Below are 15,845 nucleotides of genomic sequence, written 5' to 3'. Positions count from 1 at the left end.
CAATATCTTAATCCTCAGCTTCGACTAGAAAAACTCGTCCATCAAACCCACCGCGCTGCTCAAACTTTTCACGCCGTATCTTTTCCACTTGCTTTAACGAAGATCCGTGAGTTTTAGAAGCAGCATCGATCAACTCCAGTAAATCAGCTAATTCCCCCAACGCTTCTTTATCGCTTTCTGCAGTTAAATACTCGTTGAGTTCTTCTTCGAGTTTGTCTCTCAAAGAGCCTATGTATTCACTTTCATTTAAGATACACGTGTGAAACGTCTTGCCTTTTCCATCGATGATTTCAGGAATTTGATCACGGACGAGTTTATGATATACGGGCACGTTTTCTCTCACCTACTTCTAAATAAATTATTATTTAATTCATAATTAGACATTTTTCTATCAGAATCCTCTTATCATCAGTAAAAAAATAGATAGATTGCATGATTTAAAATATTCTTCCAATTTGGTACATTGTATACGGTTCTATTACAATTTTAAGGGGGAAAAAGGCGGATGAAGAAAAGGCAGTTGTTGACCGTTTTAGCCGCTCCAGTCATGGCGTTCTCGTTATTTCAGGCAGATGAGGTAAAAGCTGAGACGAACTTCGACATGACCCAGTTGAGTGATACAGAGCTTTTGATCAAGCAAGATATCATTAAAGAGAAGAAGCAGGCTCAAGTACATAAAAATCCTTATGTGACGCGCCTTGACGTGATGAAGATGTTAAAGCGTGCCGATGAAATGAAAGGATTAAATCCGAAAGACGTATTTTTCTCTGATTCATCAAACAAGTCCAAAGGTTCTAGTCCTAAGGAACCAATTACTCGTATTGATATGGCAAAGCTGTTTACACTTGCGATGAATGATGGCGAGGTTCCTGAAGTGGATATTGAAGTGCTGAATAACTTCACGGATGCCGAATCTATTCCTCAAGAAGCGAAGCCTTATGTGGCTTATGCCACTCTGGCTGGAGGATTCGACATTACGTTTGAAGAAGCATTTAATCCGAATGAGCCAATGACGCTTGAAGAAGTGGCCAAAACGTTCAAACCCCTTGTCTTTGATGTCATTGATATTCTTTCTACTAACGATATTCATGGTCATATCACTCAAAATCAACAATACCAGCAAGGTGGCATGGCGATAATTGGCGGTATTGTGGAAGACTTCCGCTCTGTCAACGCGGATGGAACGGTCGTTGTGGATGGCGGAGATACGATGCAAGGAACTCTTATCTCTAATTCTTTTGACGGAAAATCTACCATTGAAACATTAAATGACATTCAATATGATGCGGGGGCAATCGGTAATCATGAGTTTGACTGGGGAATTGATGTGCTGAAACAGCGTCTAGATGATGCCACGTATCCTATCCTTGGTGCGAACATTTTTGAAGAAGCCACAGGAGAACGTCCTGAGTGGGCGAAGCCTTATACAATTGTGGAAAAAGGCGGTTATAAGATTGGGATTATCGGATTTGCGACACCGCAAACTCCACAGACAACCTTATCTACTCATGTGGAAGGTTTAGAATTCCCTACCCCTGCTCCGATTGCTGAAGAGCTTGCAGCAGAACTTGAGGCAAAAGGTGCTGATATGGTAATGGTTACTTCCCACCTTCCTGGGTGGCATGAAGAAGAAACAGAGAAAATCATGGGTGAACTTGCTCAGTTGGCAAACTCCTCTGAAGGTGGCCTCGATGCGTTAGTCGGCGGTCACTCCCATGAGCGGGTAGCTGGACATGTCAATGGCATACCAGTTGTAGAGGCAAGCCGTTACACCAATGCGATGGGACACATTCAGTTGTTCGTCGATCCTGAAACAGAAGAAATCTATGATTCTGAAGTCGATATGCTAGAAACATATGAGCATCTAGCAGGCAAAGATGAGAGCGTTCAGGAAATTGTAGACTACTATCAAGAACAAGTCGAAGAGATAAAAAGTGAAGTCGTTTCAACAACGGAAGGACCGCTGACTCGTGATCGCAAGTATGGCGAGCTTGGTGTCAGCCAGCTTGGAAATATGATCACAGATGCGATGCGCGAACGCGCGAATGCAGATATTGCCTTCCAAAACAGTGGCGGAATCCGTGCTGACATTAATGTGGGTGAAATTACGTACGGGGAAGTATTCGAGGTACTTCCTTTTGACAACTATAACGTAACTGCTCAGATGACTGGTCAGCAAATCAAGGAAATCCTAGAAGGACCGGCGCCTGATGATTGGAATTTCATGAAGATTCAGTTCTCCGGCATGGATGTTGTCTACGATCCTGCTAAACCAGACGGTGAACGCGTAACGTCGATTAAGCTGACTGATGGAACGCCTGTTTATACAAACGGCGAATTCTCTGATCAGACCTTTAAGGTTGTCACGAACAACTTCCTTTCTACAGGTGAAGGCGACGGCTACACAACCTTTGGTGAAGTAGAATGGACGTCACAGCCTGCTTTCCAGCGAGAGCTGTTTGCTGATTACTTGCGTGAGAAGCAAGCGAATGGTGAAACGATTGTTCCTGCTGAAGCGTTTGATGGTCGTTTGATTGAAAAATAACAGACTGATAATGAAAGCCAGCAGAATGTGGGGATTCTGCTGGCTTTTTTCTGTAGATTATTCCAATTTAATAAAGCTGCTAAGTTGCATGGGGGTTATCATCTGAGACCAGCTCCCTATTCGAACATACATGCTCGGATTTAGTTAGAGAACAATCCTCTAACGTTAGGGAAGAATCATAATTTGAACGGGAACAATCACGTCGAGCTAGGAAACAATCATTGAGCGTTAGAAGAGAATCCCCTTCTGTTACGGAACAATCCCCCCCCAATCCACAACAAAGCCTCTCGCCTGAGAAAACATTCATGTTTGCGCACACCTAAGTAGTGGGAAAATGACTAGACAGACGTTACATTTTAAAGGTGGGAATAATCATGAATAAAAATTTACATAAAGGGTGGATCTATTTCTTTGGAGCTCTCGGCGGTCTCCTTTATGGGTATGATACGGGGGTTATTTCTGGGGCCTTGCTTTTTATCGGCCAGGATATTCCTCTCTCTAATTTTCTCGAAGGACTAGTTGTCAGTTCCTTACTGGGTGGTGCTATTATAGGGGCCGGGATGAGTGGTTATGTAGCCGACAAATTTGGCCGAAGGCGTGTGGTCTTCGTGATCGCTCTCATCTACCTGATTGGTTCCCTCGTGTTGGCTTTTTCTCCAAACGCCTGGGTTCTGATTACAGGACGAATTATTTTAGGTCTTGCCGTTGGGGGCTCGACAGCTATTGTACCTGTGTATTTATCTGAAATGGCTCCGACTCAATCGAGAGGGGCGCTTGCCTCACTCAATCAGTTAATGATTACGATCGGGATTGTGCTCGCCTATTTGGTAAACTACGCTTTCTCTTCTATGGAAGGCTGGCGTTGGATGTTAGGTCTCGCTTCAGTACCGGCGATCATCCTGATGATTGGTGTACTTTTCATGCCTGAAAGTCCTCGATTCTTAATTAAACATAATAGAGAGAAAAAAGCTCGAGATATTATGGCGTTAACTAGAAAACATAACGAAATTGATGATGAAATTGAGCAAATGAAAAAGATTGAAGAGGTAGAGGAAAGTACCATGGACGTACTGAAATCGAAGTGGGTTCGTCCGATGCTTCTTATAGGCAGTGGTATCGCGGTCTTTCAACAATTGATCGGGATCAATGCAGTCATCTATTACGCTCCTACCATTTTCACACAAGCAGGATTAGGAAACTCTGCTTCCATTCTTGGTACGTTAGGTATTGGAATTGTGAACGTTTTAATGACACTGGTGGCGATTGCGACGATTGACAAGTTAGGCAGAAAGAAGCTGCTGCTGATTGGAAATGTAGGGATGACCTTAAGCTTAGCTATTTTAGCGGCCATTTTGTTTATATTCCAAATGACGACCACCATCGCCTGGCTGATCGTTTTATTCCTTGGCCTATTTATCGTGTTTTTCTCTGCGACGTGGGGACCGGTCGTCTGGGTCATGCTTCCTGAGCTTTTCCCATTGAAAGCAAGAGGTGCTGCCACAGGGTTTACAACCTTGCTTTTATCAGCAGCCAACCTGGTTGTCTCGCTTTTCTTCCCTGTTTTACTAGGCGCAGTTGGCACCGCATGGGTATTCGTACTCTTTGCCATTATTGGCGTATTCGCCTTTTCCTTTGTTATGAAGTTCGTACCTGAAACGAAAGGAAGAAGCCTCGAGGATATTGAGCGTGATCTGCGAGGAAGTCATTAAGGAACCAGGACCATCCATTAGTTTTTACTAGGAAATCATCAATTTTAAAAAGAGCCTTTCTTTCCGTGCCTTCAAGCACTGGAGGAAAGGCTCCTTAATTGTCTTTTCGTAAAACAAATCCGTCCGATGTAAAAATTATTGCTTACTTAGCCACGGCATATACTGTCCTTTACTGTTCGGCTGAACTCGCTGAACAAGCTCTGTCAAAATACGAGAATAGGATTGCAAATGCTCTTTCATACGACCTGGAAATTCCGATTGAATGAAAGCCATATTATCCTTCAAAGGATTGTGCCAAATTGAGCCGTGTTCCCGTGTTTGTGTATATCCATCCTGAGCCCCGATTTCCCAATTCGTTGATTCGAAATAAGTAAAAGGAATTCCCGCTTCTTTAAAAGCCGCATGGTCGCTCCAATCTCCTGTTGTTCCCTTGGGATAATGCGGATTCAGTCCAGGATTCACATGAAGATCGATGTCTAACTCATTACTGATGTCTAGCGCTAGTTCTCTGACCCATCCTTTTTTACCAGCGTTTCCATGGACGTATCTCATATCCCCCACTGCCAGGCTGTCCAAGTTAATCATGGCCTTAGTGTGATTAATCTCAGGTTTCGTCATTTGTGAAACATAATAATTCGATCCTCTTAACCCAGTTTCTTCTGCACCAAAAGCGATAAAACGAATCGTGTAAGGAGTATCTATGTTCTGGATTTTCTCTGCCACCTCAAGCATTACTCCTACACCAGAACCATTATCATCCACACCCTCCACTCGATTTACCGTGTCGTAGTGAGCCCCAATAATAATTTCATGTTTAGAGCGCCCGGGCTTGACAGCTGTAACGTTTGCAGAATGGATCTTATTTTTGTTCGGACCACTGAATGAGAAAGGCTGTACCTCCGGCTGATAGCCTAATTGTTCAAAAGTTTGATAGATATAATCCCGTGCCAATTCTTCTCCAGTTGTTCCAGCAACACGATCGCCAATTTCGGTTGCTAGATAGGATACATGGTCAAACGAAATTTCACCGTATTGTTGGGCACCCTTAGCTTGAACTCCTTGTGTTCCTAACCCTGCAAATACCCAAATAGCGAGCAATGCATAGACGAGTAATTTTTTCATAAAATACCTCCATTGAAACCTAACTAGGATTAATTTTTACCATAATATTCTGTCATATTATATTAAACTCTACCATGGTATACATAAGGGGACAAGAGCATGTAGATGAACAATTTTCCCATTATACAATAAATTCCCATAACAAAAACAGTATCACAGAATAGTTTTTGCTTATTAACGAATACTTTAAGGAGAGTTTAGATAAGGAGGTTTTACTTTGAAGAATGACTACCAGTTGGCAACTCTCTCAGAGACTGAACGAGAAAAATTAGAAACTCTTGAAAAAGAATTCGGTAAAGTCCTAATCGCCTGGGAAGGGGAAAAGTAACTCACTTTCCCAACCCATACCAAAAATCGCCAGAAACTGAGCGTTCTGGCGATTCTTATTTTTTATTCACCCGTTTCTGCAAACCGCTGAATCCGCTCCCCAATTTGATCACGAACACGCTGGAAGACTGCCCATTTTTCCCCATCTGTTCCCTCAGCTTTAGCCGGGTCATCAAAGCCCCAGTGCTCTCTTTTTACATGAGGAGGAGTGATCAGACACTTATCTGCGGCGTCCCCACATAAAGTAACCATTAAATCGGCATGATTGAAAATCTCAGGATCAATCATATCTGATTGCTGACTGGAAATATCGATTCCCACCTCGTTCATCGCTTTCACAGCGTTTGGATTCAATCCATGAGCTTCGATTCCAGCGCTTTTTACGTCCCATTCTTTTCCTAAATATTTTTTCGCCCAACCTTCAGCGATTTGACTTCTGCAAGAGTTTATTGCAGTACTTCGACAAATTCACAAACGCAGCACTCCCCATCTTTTATTAATCCCATAATGGTTAAGCGTGTTCTATCACCCAATAGCTTCAATGTTTGGGCAGCGGTTTCTAATTCAATCGTTGTTTTATCCATGAACATCACCTCGCTCAAATAGTATATTAGCATATGCCTATATTTGTATTGTATTTTTCTGTACCTAACTTTCATAACGTATAATATATCAAATTATTATTATTTTGATTTAATATTTGCTTTTCAAAATACAATCAACTACACCTTCATTAAATTAAAAAAAATTGATGAATGCCCAAGTTATTGAAAAAGAAACACGTGGTACCTGGAGTTACTATACATTAAATCATTCCGAGATCATTCATTTATGATTTTGCAAAGGGGATAGACATTATCCCCTTCGCCCTACTATGGATAATTAATTACAGTTTCCACTGATTCTATAAGTCTCCTTTAATGAAAACTAAAACTTCTCCTTGGACCACCTTGTCTCCTATTTTTACGTTCAGGTTTTCCACCATCCCGCCAATTCCTGCTGCAATATGGTCTAGGCTCCCCTGTTCTTTTTTTATTGCTAACAATGGCTGTCCTTCCTTTATTATATCCCCTAACTTGACCCGTATCTCTTCGACCCTGCCCAAAATAGGACTTGTAACAATCTCCCTGCTGTCCCACTGTATAGGCATGACTTCGTGAATGGTCATCTATTTCACCTGCCTTTTCCTGCTTTTAAAGAAAGCCCCTTAATCCAATGAAAAATTAAGGGGAATCTGTTTAATCATTTAATTTAATGCTTTAACCTTAGCCAACGTTTCTTTTGGATCCACATACTCATATCCAAGGTCACCTGCTACAGCCTTGTATGTGACTGCTCCACTTGCCGTATTTAATCCTAATTCAAGTCCAGGATTATCCGCGATAGCCTTCTCCACACCTTTACTGGCAATTTGCAAGGCATACGGCACCGTCACATTGGTCAGACCATTTGTAGAAGTCCGCGGCACAGCACCTGGCATGTTGGCAACGGCATAATGAACGACGTCATGCTTTGTATAGGTTGGATGATCGTGTGTCGTGATTTGATCAGCCGTCTCAATGATACCGCCCTGGTCGATGGCAACATCCACAACAACGGAACCAGGATTCATGGATTTAATCATGTCTTCTGTGACAAGTTTTGGTGCCTTAGCCCCTGGGATAAGGACAGCGCCGATGACTAAATCGGATTCAGCCACTGCTTCGGCAATGTTTAATGGGTTTGACATCAGTGTTTGGATCTGATCCCCAAAGATATCATCAAACTGACGCAAACGATCTGGACTCAAATCGATAATGGTTACATCTGCACCTAGCCCCATCGCAATTTTAGCTGCATTGGTTCCTACCACTCCACCGCCAATTACAGTTACCTTTCCGCGTCTGACACCTGGTACTCCCGAAAGAAGCACCCCTCTTCCACGATGAGGTTTCTCAAGAAACTGAGCTCCAATTTGAGCGGACATCCTTCCAGCAACTTCACTCATCGGCGTGAGCAAGGGCAATGCGTTTTCAACTTGAACCGTTTCATAGGCAATCGCTGTTACTTCTTTTTCTACTAAGGCCTTCGTCAGTTCCGGTTCAGCTGCTAAATGTAAGTAAGTAAACAAAATCAACCCTTTTCGGAAATAGTGATATTCGCTAGAAAGCGGTTCTTTCACCTTCATTACCATCTCTGCGTCTGCCCAAACGTTCGCTACATCTAATTCAACAATCGCCCCTACTTCACGATAGGATGCATCGCTAAATCCGCTGCCAAGCCCTGCCTCCGTTTCAATTATTACTTGGTGACCTGCATTGATAAGGCTCATGGCCCCGGCTGGTGTCAGTGCCACACGATTTTCATTATTTTTTACCTCTTTTGGAACTCCAATAATCATTTATGAATCCTCCCTTATCAGTATTAATTATTGTTAAAGATGACTAGTTTTAGCTCTGTCATTTCTTCAATGGCATACTTAATTCCTTCTCTCCCGACTCCACTTTCCTTGACTCCGCCATACGGCATATGATCAACACGGAAGGTTGGAATGTCATTGATCAACACCCCTCCGACATGCAGTTTTTTCGTCGCGTTCATAGCGGTACGGACATTTTCCGTATAGATTCCTGCCTGCAAACCATAGCGCGAGTCATTCACTACATCAATCGCTTCCTCAACAGATTTGACTTTGTTAATTAAAACGATTGGGGCAAAAACTTCCTGACAGGAAACTTTCGATTGGGCATCTACTCCGAGTAAAACGGTTGGATGTAATAGGTTCCCTTCGCTCGTTCCACCTGTTGCTATTTCCGCTCCATGTTGTTTTGCTTCATCAATCCATTCCAATGTACGATCTACATCTTTAGGGCTGATTAATGCGGACACATCTGTATCCGGATCTAACGGATCGCCAACCTTTAGATGTTTAGCCGCTTTAACAAAATGTTCAACGAAACGATCATAATTTTCTTCATGAACATAAACTCTTTGAAGCGAAATACACACTTGTCCTTGAAAGCCAAATGCTCCGGTTACACAGCGTGAAACGATTTTTTCAACCTCCACATCTTTGTCTACGATTACAGCTGCATTAGATCCCAATTCAAGCGTTACGGGCTTAAGTTTTGCCTTATTGCGAATACCAATGCCTACTTCCGGGCTTCCGGTAAAGGAAATTTTCTTTACTCTCTCATCTGTGACAAGCTTCTCCCCGACAACAGATCCACTGCCCGTTACTACGTTAAACGCTCCTGACGGCAATCCTGCTTCATGCAGAAGTTCGGCAAGGAAATAAGCAGACAGCGGCGTTTGACCCGCAGGTTTTAAAATGACGGTATTTCCAGAAGCTATGGCAGGGCCAACTTTATGGGCCACTAAATTCATCGGAAAATTAAAAGGCGTGATCGCTCCCACAACCCCAAGCGGTTCTTTCACGGTATAGGCTACTCTCCCCTCACCGCCTGGGGCCGCATCCAATAGGACCCCTTATTGGATTAGGCTTTGTGCTTTATCTATGGAGTAACCTTGATTTATATTCAATCATTATCGGCTTGGCGTGGGCTTTACTTGGTATATTGTATTTGGCTCTGTCCACCAACCTATTCAAAAAAGAGCCACCAGAAATAGAATTCGATGAACTTGAAGGCTAAAAAAACACTTCCCATACGGGAGGAATATTGTTAATCTGAATCCTTTTCAGTAAAATAGATACAATGAATCCTGTTCGATAGAAGGGAAGGAAAACCATATGAGAATGATACTATTATTAGCGTTCCTACTATTTGCAATCATCCTATCGTCTTGCGGCCAGCAGAACAACAATCAAACAGACTCCGCCAACAACGCAAATGACGACAAAGCCGAAGAGGTAAATGGTGACAAGGAAAACTCGAATGGGAGCCAGGAAGACCCCGAAGGTGATCGTCCTGGAGGGATTATTGCAGGAAAGTTAGAGACAACCCTTGAAGTAAGCGGACATCATGCCTACTTTCAAATCAAGAACCAAACCGAACGCGTTCAGAAACTTGTCATCTCTGGGAAAACCGCATACAACTACATCATTGCGGATGATGAAGGAAATACCGTGTTCGAGAATGCAAAAAGTCAGCCTCAATATGAGCCTAAAAAACCGATCACATTGAAGCAGGCAGAAGAAATCGAATACAAACTGTCCATCCCGGAAGATTTGGAGCCCGGAACCTATTCGATCACGGCTATCTTGCATACAGAGCCGGTTTTAAAAGCTAAAACCTCGTTCAACATTGAGTAAGCAGCTAAGTGATCATTACTTGGAAGCAAGCCAGCTGGGCATTTCCTCTCCCAGCTGGCTTTTAATGATTATTCCAATGCTAACATCATCTGTTTTTTAATCTTCTTTTGCATCTGTTCAGCCGCGACAAGAGCTTGCTTATCCTGCAGTATCTCCCCAGGCTTGTTTCCTTCGCCAAGAACATAGCCTTCAAAAGAAGCCCCTGCAAAACTAAAGATATAGTGAAACTGCTGAACCAAGGGAAGCCCTTTAATAAATGGCGCGTCTCCACCAACAGCGACAATGTAAGTCTGCATTTCAGACATCTTTTTTTTAAAGTTTGGATATTCTTTCATTGACTGCGACCAACGATCGATAAAATTCTTTAACGTTCCCGACATCCCGTACCAATATATTGGTGTAGCAAAAATGACCACATCATGAGAGAGCATACGATCTATAAGTTGTTTATAATCGTCTTCTACTTTTGGAAAACCTGCTTCATGATGTCGATAATCTTCAATGGGCTTAATATCGTAATCCTTCAATAGAATCTTCTCCGCTTCCATCTCGCCAATTACTCGTTCCGTCAATTGTTCAGTATTCCCATTTGAACGAGTTCCTCCGTAAATAACGGCTACTGACATGCTCATCTACTCCTTTTCCTCACTGTTTTTTCCTGGTTCGACTTCTATACTATAATGAACTTAGAAATCAAGAAAGATGATAATAACGATTATACTGATCGAATATTTCGATTAAAGGAGAAGAGATATGGAAACCAAACAATTGATTACATATAAGATGGCTGCGGAAACCCTAAATTTCACCCAAACAGCTAAGTCGTTAAATTTTGCTCAATCCACTGTAACCGCTCAGATCAAGGCACTCGAAAACGAACTTGGTTCGGTACTTTTCGAACGATTGGGTAAACGATTAATTTTAACGGAAGCGGGCCGCCAATTTAAAGGCTATGCAGACAAAATGCTCACACTTACTGAAGAAGCAAAGGTAATAACTGGCGGGTTAAAGGAGCCAGCAGGAACTCTCGTAATTGGGGCACAAGAGAGTCAGTGCACGTATCGTCTCCCCCCTATTTTAAAGGAATTCAAAAACCAATTTCCAAACGTTAAACTTATCTTTAAACCTGCCCACTCGGATGAAAAAGCAAAAGAACAACTCCTTAAGGGAGAGCTTGATATTGCTTTCATTATGGATGTCCCTAAGCCAGGAGACTCTCTGATTACGGAACCACTGATCCAAGAACAGATGAAGCTCGTATCTGCAGCGGACCATCCTTTGGCACTGAACCATGATCTTACTCCAAATGATTTAGCTCATGAAACCTTCCTCCTTACCGATGAAGGGTGTTCTTACCGCATGATTTGGGAGGAATCCTTAAGGGAACAAGGAATTCACGCCGTTAATAAATTTGAATTCGTAAGTATAGAAGCCATCAAGCAATGTGTACTTGCAAAGCTGGGTATAGCCTTTTTGCCTGGTATGGTCGTAGATCCAGAAATAAAAGAAGGGCGAATCAGTGAACTAAAATGGAATTATCCCACCTCTTCTTTTTTTACTCAAATCGCCTGGCATAAGGATAAGCTGATTACTATTCCTTTGCAGTCTTTTATAGACCTGACCAGAGAAACCTTCCAGGAAGGTGATTTCCAATAAAAGTAATCCCATATGTTCCCCTCTTCAAGTGCATGAATTTGCCTCATTAATTCATACTACTGTAAGAGGTGTTGGAAATGAAATTCATGGTTCTCCCTTTTCTCTTATTTTTTATACTGCCACAGGAAGATATGACGGATTACTTTTCACTTACGCATGATGGAGAAACCGTTGCTCGCATCAGTAGAACAGACTTTACGATTCCTTACCTTGATGAAAAGTTTGTCGATCAACAAGGATTTGAAGCATTTATGGATGACATTGACAGCAAATTAGCTAAGTCGCCTGTAAATGCCACGATCGATGAAGATGGAACGATTGTTCAAGGAAAGACCGGAACGAAGGTGAATCGTTCAAAATTAAGCAAGCAATTTTATAATTATTTTTATTCCCATGAAGAGGTGGAGGCGGAAGTGCCTATGATTCGGGATTACCCTCAAGTAGATGGCGAATTACTTGCGGATATTAGAACGAATCAAATCGGTGCCTACCAGACTTATTTTAAAAAAAGTAATCGTGAACGGACGAACAATATTTCCCTTGCTACTCAAGCAATTAACAACCACGTTGTGTTTCCAGGTGAACTGTTTTCTTTTAATCAGGTTGTAGGTAAACGCACTAAGGAAAAAGGATATATGCGTGCACCTGTCATTGTAAAAGGTGAGCTGTCAGAAGACATTGGGGGCGGTATTTGTCAGGTTTCCTCTACTCTGTATAACGCTGTAGATGAAGCCGGCCTTAAAATAGTCGAGCGTTACTCCCATAGCCGGCAGGTCCCATATGTGCCTGAAGGACGAGATGCCACAGTAAGCTGGTATGGACCGGATTTTACATTCAAAAACGAATATAACCAGCCCATTTTGATACGGGCTACCTCAAAGAACGGGCAGATGATCGTCCATATTCAATCCTCCGATCGTCTTAGAAAACGTTAACCGAGATCGTTTGATCCGATTAATCTGACCGGTTTAGCGTACAAGGAGAACACCTATTATGAACGAAAACAAGGACATTAGGAATGTATTGGAACGCTTATCGAGTTGGAATCAACGAATAGACTTTGACCATCCCATTGAGAAAACTGAGGATATTCAAGTATACCTGGACTATTATGGCTTTGATTTAGAGAAAGTTGATTTTCATTTTGGAAAGATGGAGATTGATGAAAAAGAAATCGCCGTGCAGATTTTTAATCCAAGGCGAAGTAAAGCGACCGTCTTTTTATTACACGGATATTTGGAACATGTTGGATACCTAGGAAATATCATTCAATTTCTCAATGATCACCACTACCGTGTAGTCAGTTATGATCTACAGGGACACGGACTTTCAGAAGGAGAAGCTGCTTCAATCGATCACTTCTCCACTTATGTTTTAACGTTAGAAAAATTAATGAAAAAAGCAAGGGACGAGATGTCCGGACCGTTTTATGTTATCGGACATAGTACCGGTGGCGCAATCGCAGTCAATTATCTATTAAAACATCACGATCACAATTTCGATAAAGCTATTTTGGTGGCGCCGCTGGTTCGATCCAATCATTGGTGTTTAACAAAATTAGGATTTTACCTGAGTAAACTTTTTCCCTATATCAAGAGGATTGATAGACGATTTAGGGAGAACTCGTCAAACCAAAATTATTTAAAGTTTATCCAAAAAGACCCATTACAATCGGAAACCATCCCGATAGAATGGCTAAGTGCACTAATAAATTGGAACAAAAATATCCAGACTTATCGTGCTACGGACATGGAGACCTGTGTCCTTCAAGGAACTAAGGATGAAACAGTTGCCTGGAAGTACAATCTCCGTTTTGTCATGGAGAAATTTCTTCATCTGAAGATCGTTTATATAGAAGATGGAAAGCATTCATTATTTAATGAATCGAAACATATCCGTGAACTTGTGTTTGCTAACATTCATCAGTTCTTAATGGATTGACAGTCAGAAATAACAACGTCAGTGTCTTTTATTAGGACGTTCTTATACTCATTTATGGTTATGGTAACTTTTGTAAATTATATATTTTTCTTTTATCGGGTATTGTTTTCGACAAAACCCGTGCTATACTGTTGATAACATTTAAATAACGTATTTTCATATAATCGCGGGGATATGGCCTGCAAGTTTCTACCGGTTTACCGTAAATGGACCGACTATGAAAAGCTGCAATGATGAGATGATGCCTATTTTGCGCTCTCTTATCATTTCATTTTGTTTTTTCAAAGCTCGAAAAAACTTGCTTTCCTCATAGTTGGTGCGGAAGCAGGATTTTCGGGCTTTTTTATTTTTTACTACAGAAGGGTGATCATTATGGATAAATTAAAACAGAAAATCATCGAGGAAGGTAGAGTATTATCCGAATCCGTTATCAAGGTTGACTCCTTTTTAAATCATCAGATTGATCCGGTCTTAATGAAGCAAATTGGAGAAGGATTCGCTGACCAATTCGCTAATGAAGGCGTTACGAAGGTATTAACATTAGAATCATCCGGTATTGCTCCGGCTCAAATGACAGGGCTCACATTAGGTGTCCCGGCGATTTTTGCAAGGAAACGTAAATCTCTAACCTTAAACAACGACCTCTATTCAGCAAGCGTTCATTCGTTTACGAAAAATGAATCGAATGAGATCTCGGTATCTAAGGATTATCTGTCTGGCGACGATACTGTTCTCATCCTGGATGACTTCCTAGCGAACGGACAGGCTGCACTAGGACTAATAAATATTGTTAAACAAGCAGGAGCCTCCCTTGCTGGTGTCGGAATTGTGATTGAAAAGGGCTTCCAGGATGGCGGTAAACTGCTAAGAGAACAGGGTATTCGTGTCGAATCACTTGCCATCATTGATTCATTAGCAGATCAGAAGATTACGTTTCATAAAGAGGGGGCATCCGTGTGAAAACAGTAACATTAGGAATTCAACATCTCCTTGCCATGTATGCCGGGGCTATATTAGTCCCGCTCATTGTTGGAGAGGCTTTGGGTCTGACTTCCGAGCAGCTCACCTATCTCGTTGCGATTGATATTTTAATGTGCGGTGTAGCTACGATCCTGCAAGTGTTAAATAATCGCTTCTTTGGAATTGGCTTGCCTGTAGTTCTTGGCTGTACCTTTACAGCTGTCGGTCCGATGATTGCGATTGGTGGACAATACGGGATTTCGGCTATTTATGGCTCTATTCTTGTATCTGGTTTATTTGTCGTTCTCATTAGTCGTTTCTTTGGGAAGTTAGTCCGGTTTTTCCCGCCGGTCGTTACAGGGACTGTAGTCACAGTAATAGGGATTACCTTAATCCCGGTTGCAATCAACAATATGGGCGGCGGACAAGGTGCAAGTGATTTTGGTTCGATCTCTAATCTCTCTCTATCCTTTGGGACACTATTATTTATTATCCTCATGTACCGATTCACCAAAGGATTTACCAGATCGATTTCTATTTTACTTGGTCTGATTGGCGGAACTATTATAGCCGGGTTGCTCGGCAAAGTTGATTTTGCTGCCGTTGCAGAAGCTTCTGTGTTCCATATGGTGCAGCCCTTCTACTTTGGGATGCCAACCTTTGAATGGTCAGCGATCTTGACGATGATCCTGGTAGCTATGGTATCACTAGTCGAATCAACGGGTGTCTATTTCGCCCTTGGGGATATGACAGAGGAAAAATTAAAGGAAGAAGACCTTTCTAAGGGGTATCGGGCAGAAGGCTTAGCCATACTACTTGGCGGAGTGTTCAACGCATTTCCTTACACCGCCTTTTCTCAAAATGTCGGCTTAATGCATATGACCGGAGTTAAATCCCGAAAAGTGATCCTCGTTACTGGTGTCATGTTGATTACTTTAGGATTCATTCCAAAAATAGCTGCCTTAACAACCATTATTCCTACTGCTGTGTTGGGTGGAGCGATGATTGCCATGTTTGGAATGGTCATCGCACAAGGGATTAAAATGTTAAGTAGTGTCATCACAGATTCTCCTGAAAACTCAATGATTGTAGCATGTTCCGTCGGGATGGGTCTTGGAGTAACAGTGGTTCCTGAATTGTTCGCACAGCTGCCTCAGAGCATCCAAATTTTAACGAGTAACGGAATTGTGGCAGGCAGTGTAACAGCTATTGTCCTGAATGTAGTTTTTAATATGACTCAATCAAGGAATAAAGTAACGAGGTTAAGGGAACAGAAAGCTTCCTGATCATAGTATTCTCAGCTAAAGTGGAATCCAGCAGTGTCCCATACACT

The 15,845-nt window shown here is 42.0% G+C and carries 14 protein-coding genes, 2 pseudogenes and 1 riboswitch; of the genes and pseudogenes, 8 read left to right on the top strand and 8 right to left on the bottom strand.

Translation table 11 applies throughout. The features are described 5' to 3' along the window. Positions 1-7 precede the first annotated feature (7 nt). Positions 8-331, bottom strand: coding sequence for a nucleoside triphosphate pyrophosphohydrolase (locus P9989_RS03630; RefSeq protein WP_283077464.1), 324 nt, complete (start codon positions 329-331; stop codon positions 8-10). A 174-nt stretch (positions 332-505) separates the two neighbouring features. Between P9989_RS03630 and P9989_RS03625 the strand changes: the two genes are divergently transcribed. Then, complete coding sequence (locus P9989_RS03625) at positions 506-2,545, top strand: bifunctional metallophosphatase/5'-nucleotidase (protein ID WP_283077463.1); 2,040 nt, start codon at positions 506-508, stop codon at positions 2,543-2,545. 374 nt (positions 2,546-2,919) lie between these two features. Continuing rightward, a complete protein-coding gene (locus P9989_RS03620) occupies positions 2,920-4,254 on the top strand; it encodes a sugar porter family MFS transporter (RefSeq protein WP_283077462.1) in 1,335 nt (444 codons plus the stop codon). A gap of 135 nt (positions 4,255-4,389) precedes the next feature. Here P9989_RS03620 and P9989_RS03615 read toward each other — a convergent pair whose 3' ends face one another. From P9989_RS03615 to P9989_RS03590, 6 genes and pseudogenes are all read right to left on the bottom strand, one after another. Then, positions 4,390-5,376 carry a M20/M25/M40 family metallo-hydrolase gene (locus P9989_RS03615; protein ID WP_283077461.1) on the bottom strand — a complete coding sequence of 329 codons (987 nt, stop codon included), beginning with the start codon at positions 5,374-5,376 and terminating at the stop codon, positions 4,390-4,392. A 390-nt stretch (positions 5,377-5,766) separates the two neighbouring features. Further along, on the bottom strand, positions 5,767-6,171 hold the full coding sequence (arsC, locus tag P9989_RS03610; RefSeq protein ID WP_283078820.1) for an arsenate reductase (thioredoxin): 405 nt from the start codon (positions 6,169-6,171) through the stop codon (positions 5,767-5,769). Continuing rightward, positions 6,159-6,287 (bottom strand): annotated as a pseudogene (locus P9989_RS03605) (ArsR/SmtB family transcription factor); the annotation flags it as partial. The pseudogene P9989_RS03605 and the gene arsC, both read right to left, overlap by 13 nt. A gap of 320 nt (positions 6,288-6,607) precedes the next feature. Then, positions 6,608-6,871: a biotin/lipoyl attachment domain-containing protein gene (locus tag P9989_RS03600; protein ID WP_283077460.1), complete on the bottom strand. Its 264-nt coding sequence runs from the start codon at positions 6,869-6,871 to the stop codon at positions 6,608-6,610. A gap of 78 nt (positions 6,872-6,949) precedes the next feature. Then, positions 6,950-8,083, bottom strand: coding sequence for an alanine dehydrogenase (gene ald / locus P9989_RS03595; RefSeq protein WP_283077459.1), 1,134 nt, complete (start codon positions 8,081-8,083; stop codon positions 6,950-6,952). A gap of 23 nt (positions 8,084-8,106) precedes the next feature. Then, positions 8,107-9,162 (bottom strand): annotated as a pseudogene (locus P9989_RS03590) (aldehyde dehydrogenase family protein); the annotation flags it as partial. A 271-nt stretch (positions 9,163-9,433) separates the two neighbouring features. Here P9989_RS03590 and P9989_RS03585 point away from each other — a divergent pair. Beyond that, positions 9,434-9,955 carry a BsuPI-related putative proteinase inhibitor gene (locus tag P9989_RS03585; protein WP_283077458.1) on the top strand — a complete coding sequence of 174 codons (522 nt, stop codon included), beginning with the start codon at positions 9,434-9,436 and terminating at the stop codon, positions 9,953-9,955. A gap of 68 nt (positions 9,956-10,023) precedes the next feature. Here the strand turns inward: P9989_RS03585 and P9989_RS03580 are convergent, their stop codons facing one another. Then, positions 10,024-10,581 (bottom strand): flavodoxin family protein, encoded by a 558-nt coding sequence (locus tag P9989_RS03580; RefSeq protein ID WP_283077457.1) that lies wholly within the window; start codon positions 10,579-10,581, stop codon positions 10,024-10,026. A gap of 127 nt (positions 10,582-10,708) precedes the next feature. Between P9989_RS03580 and P9989_RS03575 the strand changes: the two genes are divergently transcribed. The 5 genes from P9989_RS03575 to P9989_RS03555 all read left to right on the top strand — a co-directional run bounded on the left by P9989_RS03575 (position 10,709) and on the right by P9989_RS03555 (position 15,798). Then, a complete protein-coding gene (locus P9989_RS03575) occupies positions 10,709-11,611 on the top strand; it encodes a LysR family transcriptional regulator (RefSeq protein ID WP_283077456.1) in 903 nt (300 codons plus the stop codon). 77 nt (positions 11,612-11,688) lie between these two features. Further along, the gene (locus P9989_RS03570; protein ID WP_283077455.1) at positions 11,689-12,546 is read left to right on the top strand and encodes a VanW family protein; all 858 of its coding nucleotides are present in this window, start codon (positions 11,689-11,691) and stop codon (positions 12,544-12,546) included. A 58-nt stretch (positions 12,547-12,604) separates the two neighbouring features. After that, positions 12,605-13,552, top strand: coding sequence for an alpha/beta hydrolase (locus tag P9989_RS03565; protein WP_283077454.1), 948 nt, complete (start codon positions 12,605-12,607; stop codon positions 13,550-13,552). A gap of 136 nt (positions 13,553-13,688) precedes the next feature. After that, positions 13,689-13,790, top strand: a riboswitch (purine riboswitch). 134 nt (positions 13,791-13,924) lie between these two features. After that, positions 13,925-14,512: a xanthine phosphoribosyltransferase gene (locus P9989_RS03560; RefSeq protein WP_283077453.1), complete on the top strand. Its 588-nt coding sequence runs from the start codon at positions 13,925-13,927 to the stop codon at positions 14,510-14,512. Beyond that, on the top strand, positions 14,509-15,798 hold the full coding sequence (locus P9989_RS03555) for a nucleobase:cation symporter-2 family protein (protein ID WP_283077452.1): 1,290 nt from the start codon (positions 14,509-14,511) through the stop codon (positions 15,796-15,798). The genes P9989_RS03560 and P9989_RS03555 overlap by 4 nt, the downstream gene beginning before the upstream one ends. The last annotated feature ends 47 nt before the right edge of the window (positions 15,799-15,845 follow it).

It is taken from the genome of Halobacillus naozhouensis (assembly GCF_029714185.1).
In the GTDB taxonomy this organism is placed as follows: domain Bacteria; phylum Bacillota; class Bacilli; order Bacillales; family Halobacillaceae; genus Halobacillus_A; species Halobacillus_A naozhouensis.
The sequence above is the reverse complement of the archived record's forward strand: the minus strand, read 5'-3'. Positions and strand labels throughout refer to the sequence as shown.

What these genes read in the sequence shown, in the direction of transcription:
- P9989_RS03575 (WP_283077456.1), top strand. Translation starts at nt 10,709, where the DNA reads ATGGAAACCAAACAATTGATTACATATAAGATGGCTGCGGAAACCCTA.
- P9989_RS03580 (WP_283077457.1), bottom strand. Translation starts at nt 10,581, where the DNA reads ATGTCAGTAGCCGTTATTTACGGAGGAACTCGTTCAAATGGGAATACT.
- P9989_RS03560 (WP_283077453.1), top strand. Translation starts at nt 13,925, where the DNA reads ATGGATAAATTAAAACAGAAAATCATCGAGGAAGGTAGAGTATTATCC.
- P9989_RS03600 (WP_283077460.1), bottom strand. Translation starts at nt 6,871, where the DNA reads ATGACCATTCACGAAGTCATGCCTATACAGTGGGACAGCAGGGAGATT.
- P9989_RS03565 (WP_283077454.1), top strand. Translation starts at nt 12,605, where the DNA reads ATGAACGAAAACAAGGACATTAGGAATGTATTGGAACGCTTATCGAGT.
- P9989_RS03625 (WP_283077463.1), top strand. Translation starts at nt 506, where the DNA reads ATGAAGAAAAGGCAGTTGTTGACCGTTTTAGCCGCTCCAGTCATGGCG.
- ald (WP_283077459.1), bottom strand. Translation starts at nt 8,083, where the DNA reads ATGATTATTGGAGTTCCAAAAGAGGTAAAAAATAATGAAAATCGTGTG.
- P9989_RS03585 (WP_283077458.1), top strand. Translation starts at nt 9,434, where the DNA reads ATGAGAATGATACTATTATTAGCGTTCCTACTATTTGCAATCATCCTA.
- P9989_RS03570 (WP_283077455.1), top strand. Translation starts at nt 11,689, where the DNA reads ATGAAATTCATGGTTCTCCCTTTTCTCTTATTTTTTATACTGCCACAG.
- P9989_RS03615 (WP_283077461.1), bottom strand. Translation starts at nt 5,376, where the DNA reads ATGAAAAAATTACTCGTCTATGCATTGCTCGCTATTTGGGTATTTGCA.
- P9989_RS03620 (WP_283077462.1), top strand. Translation starts at nt 2,920, where the DNA reads ATGAATAAAAATTTACATAAAGGGTGGATCTATTTCTTTGGAGCTCTC.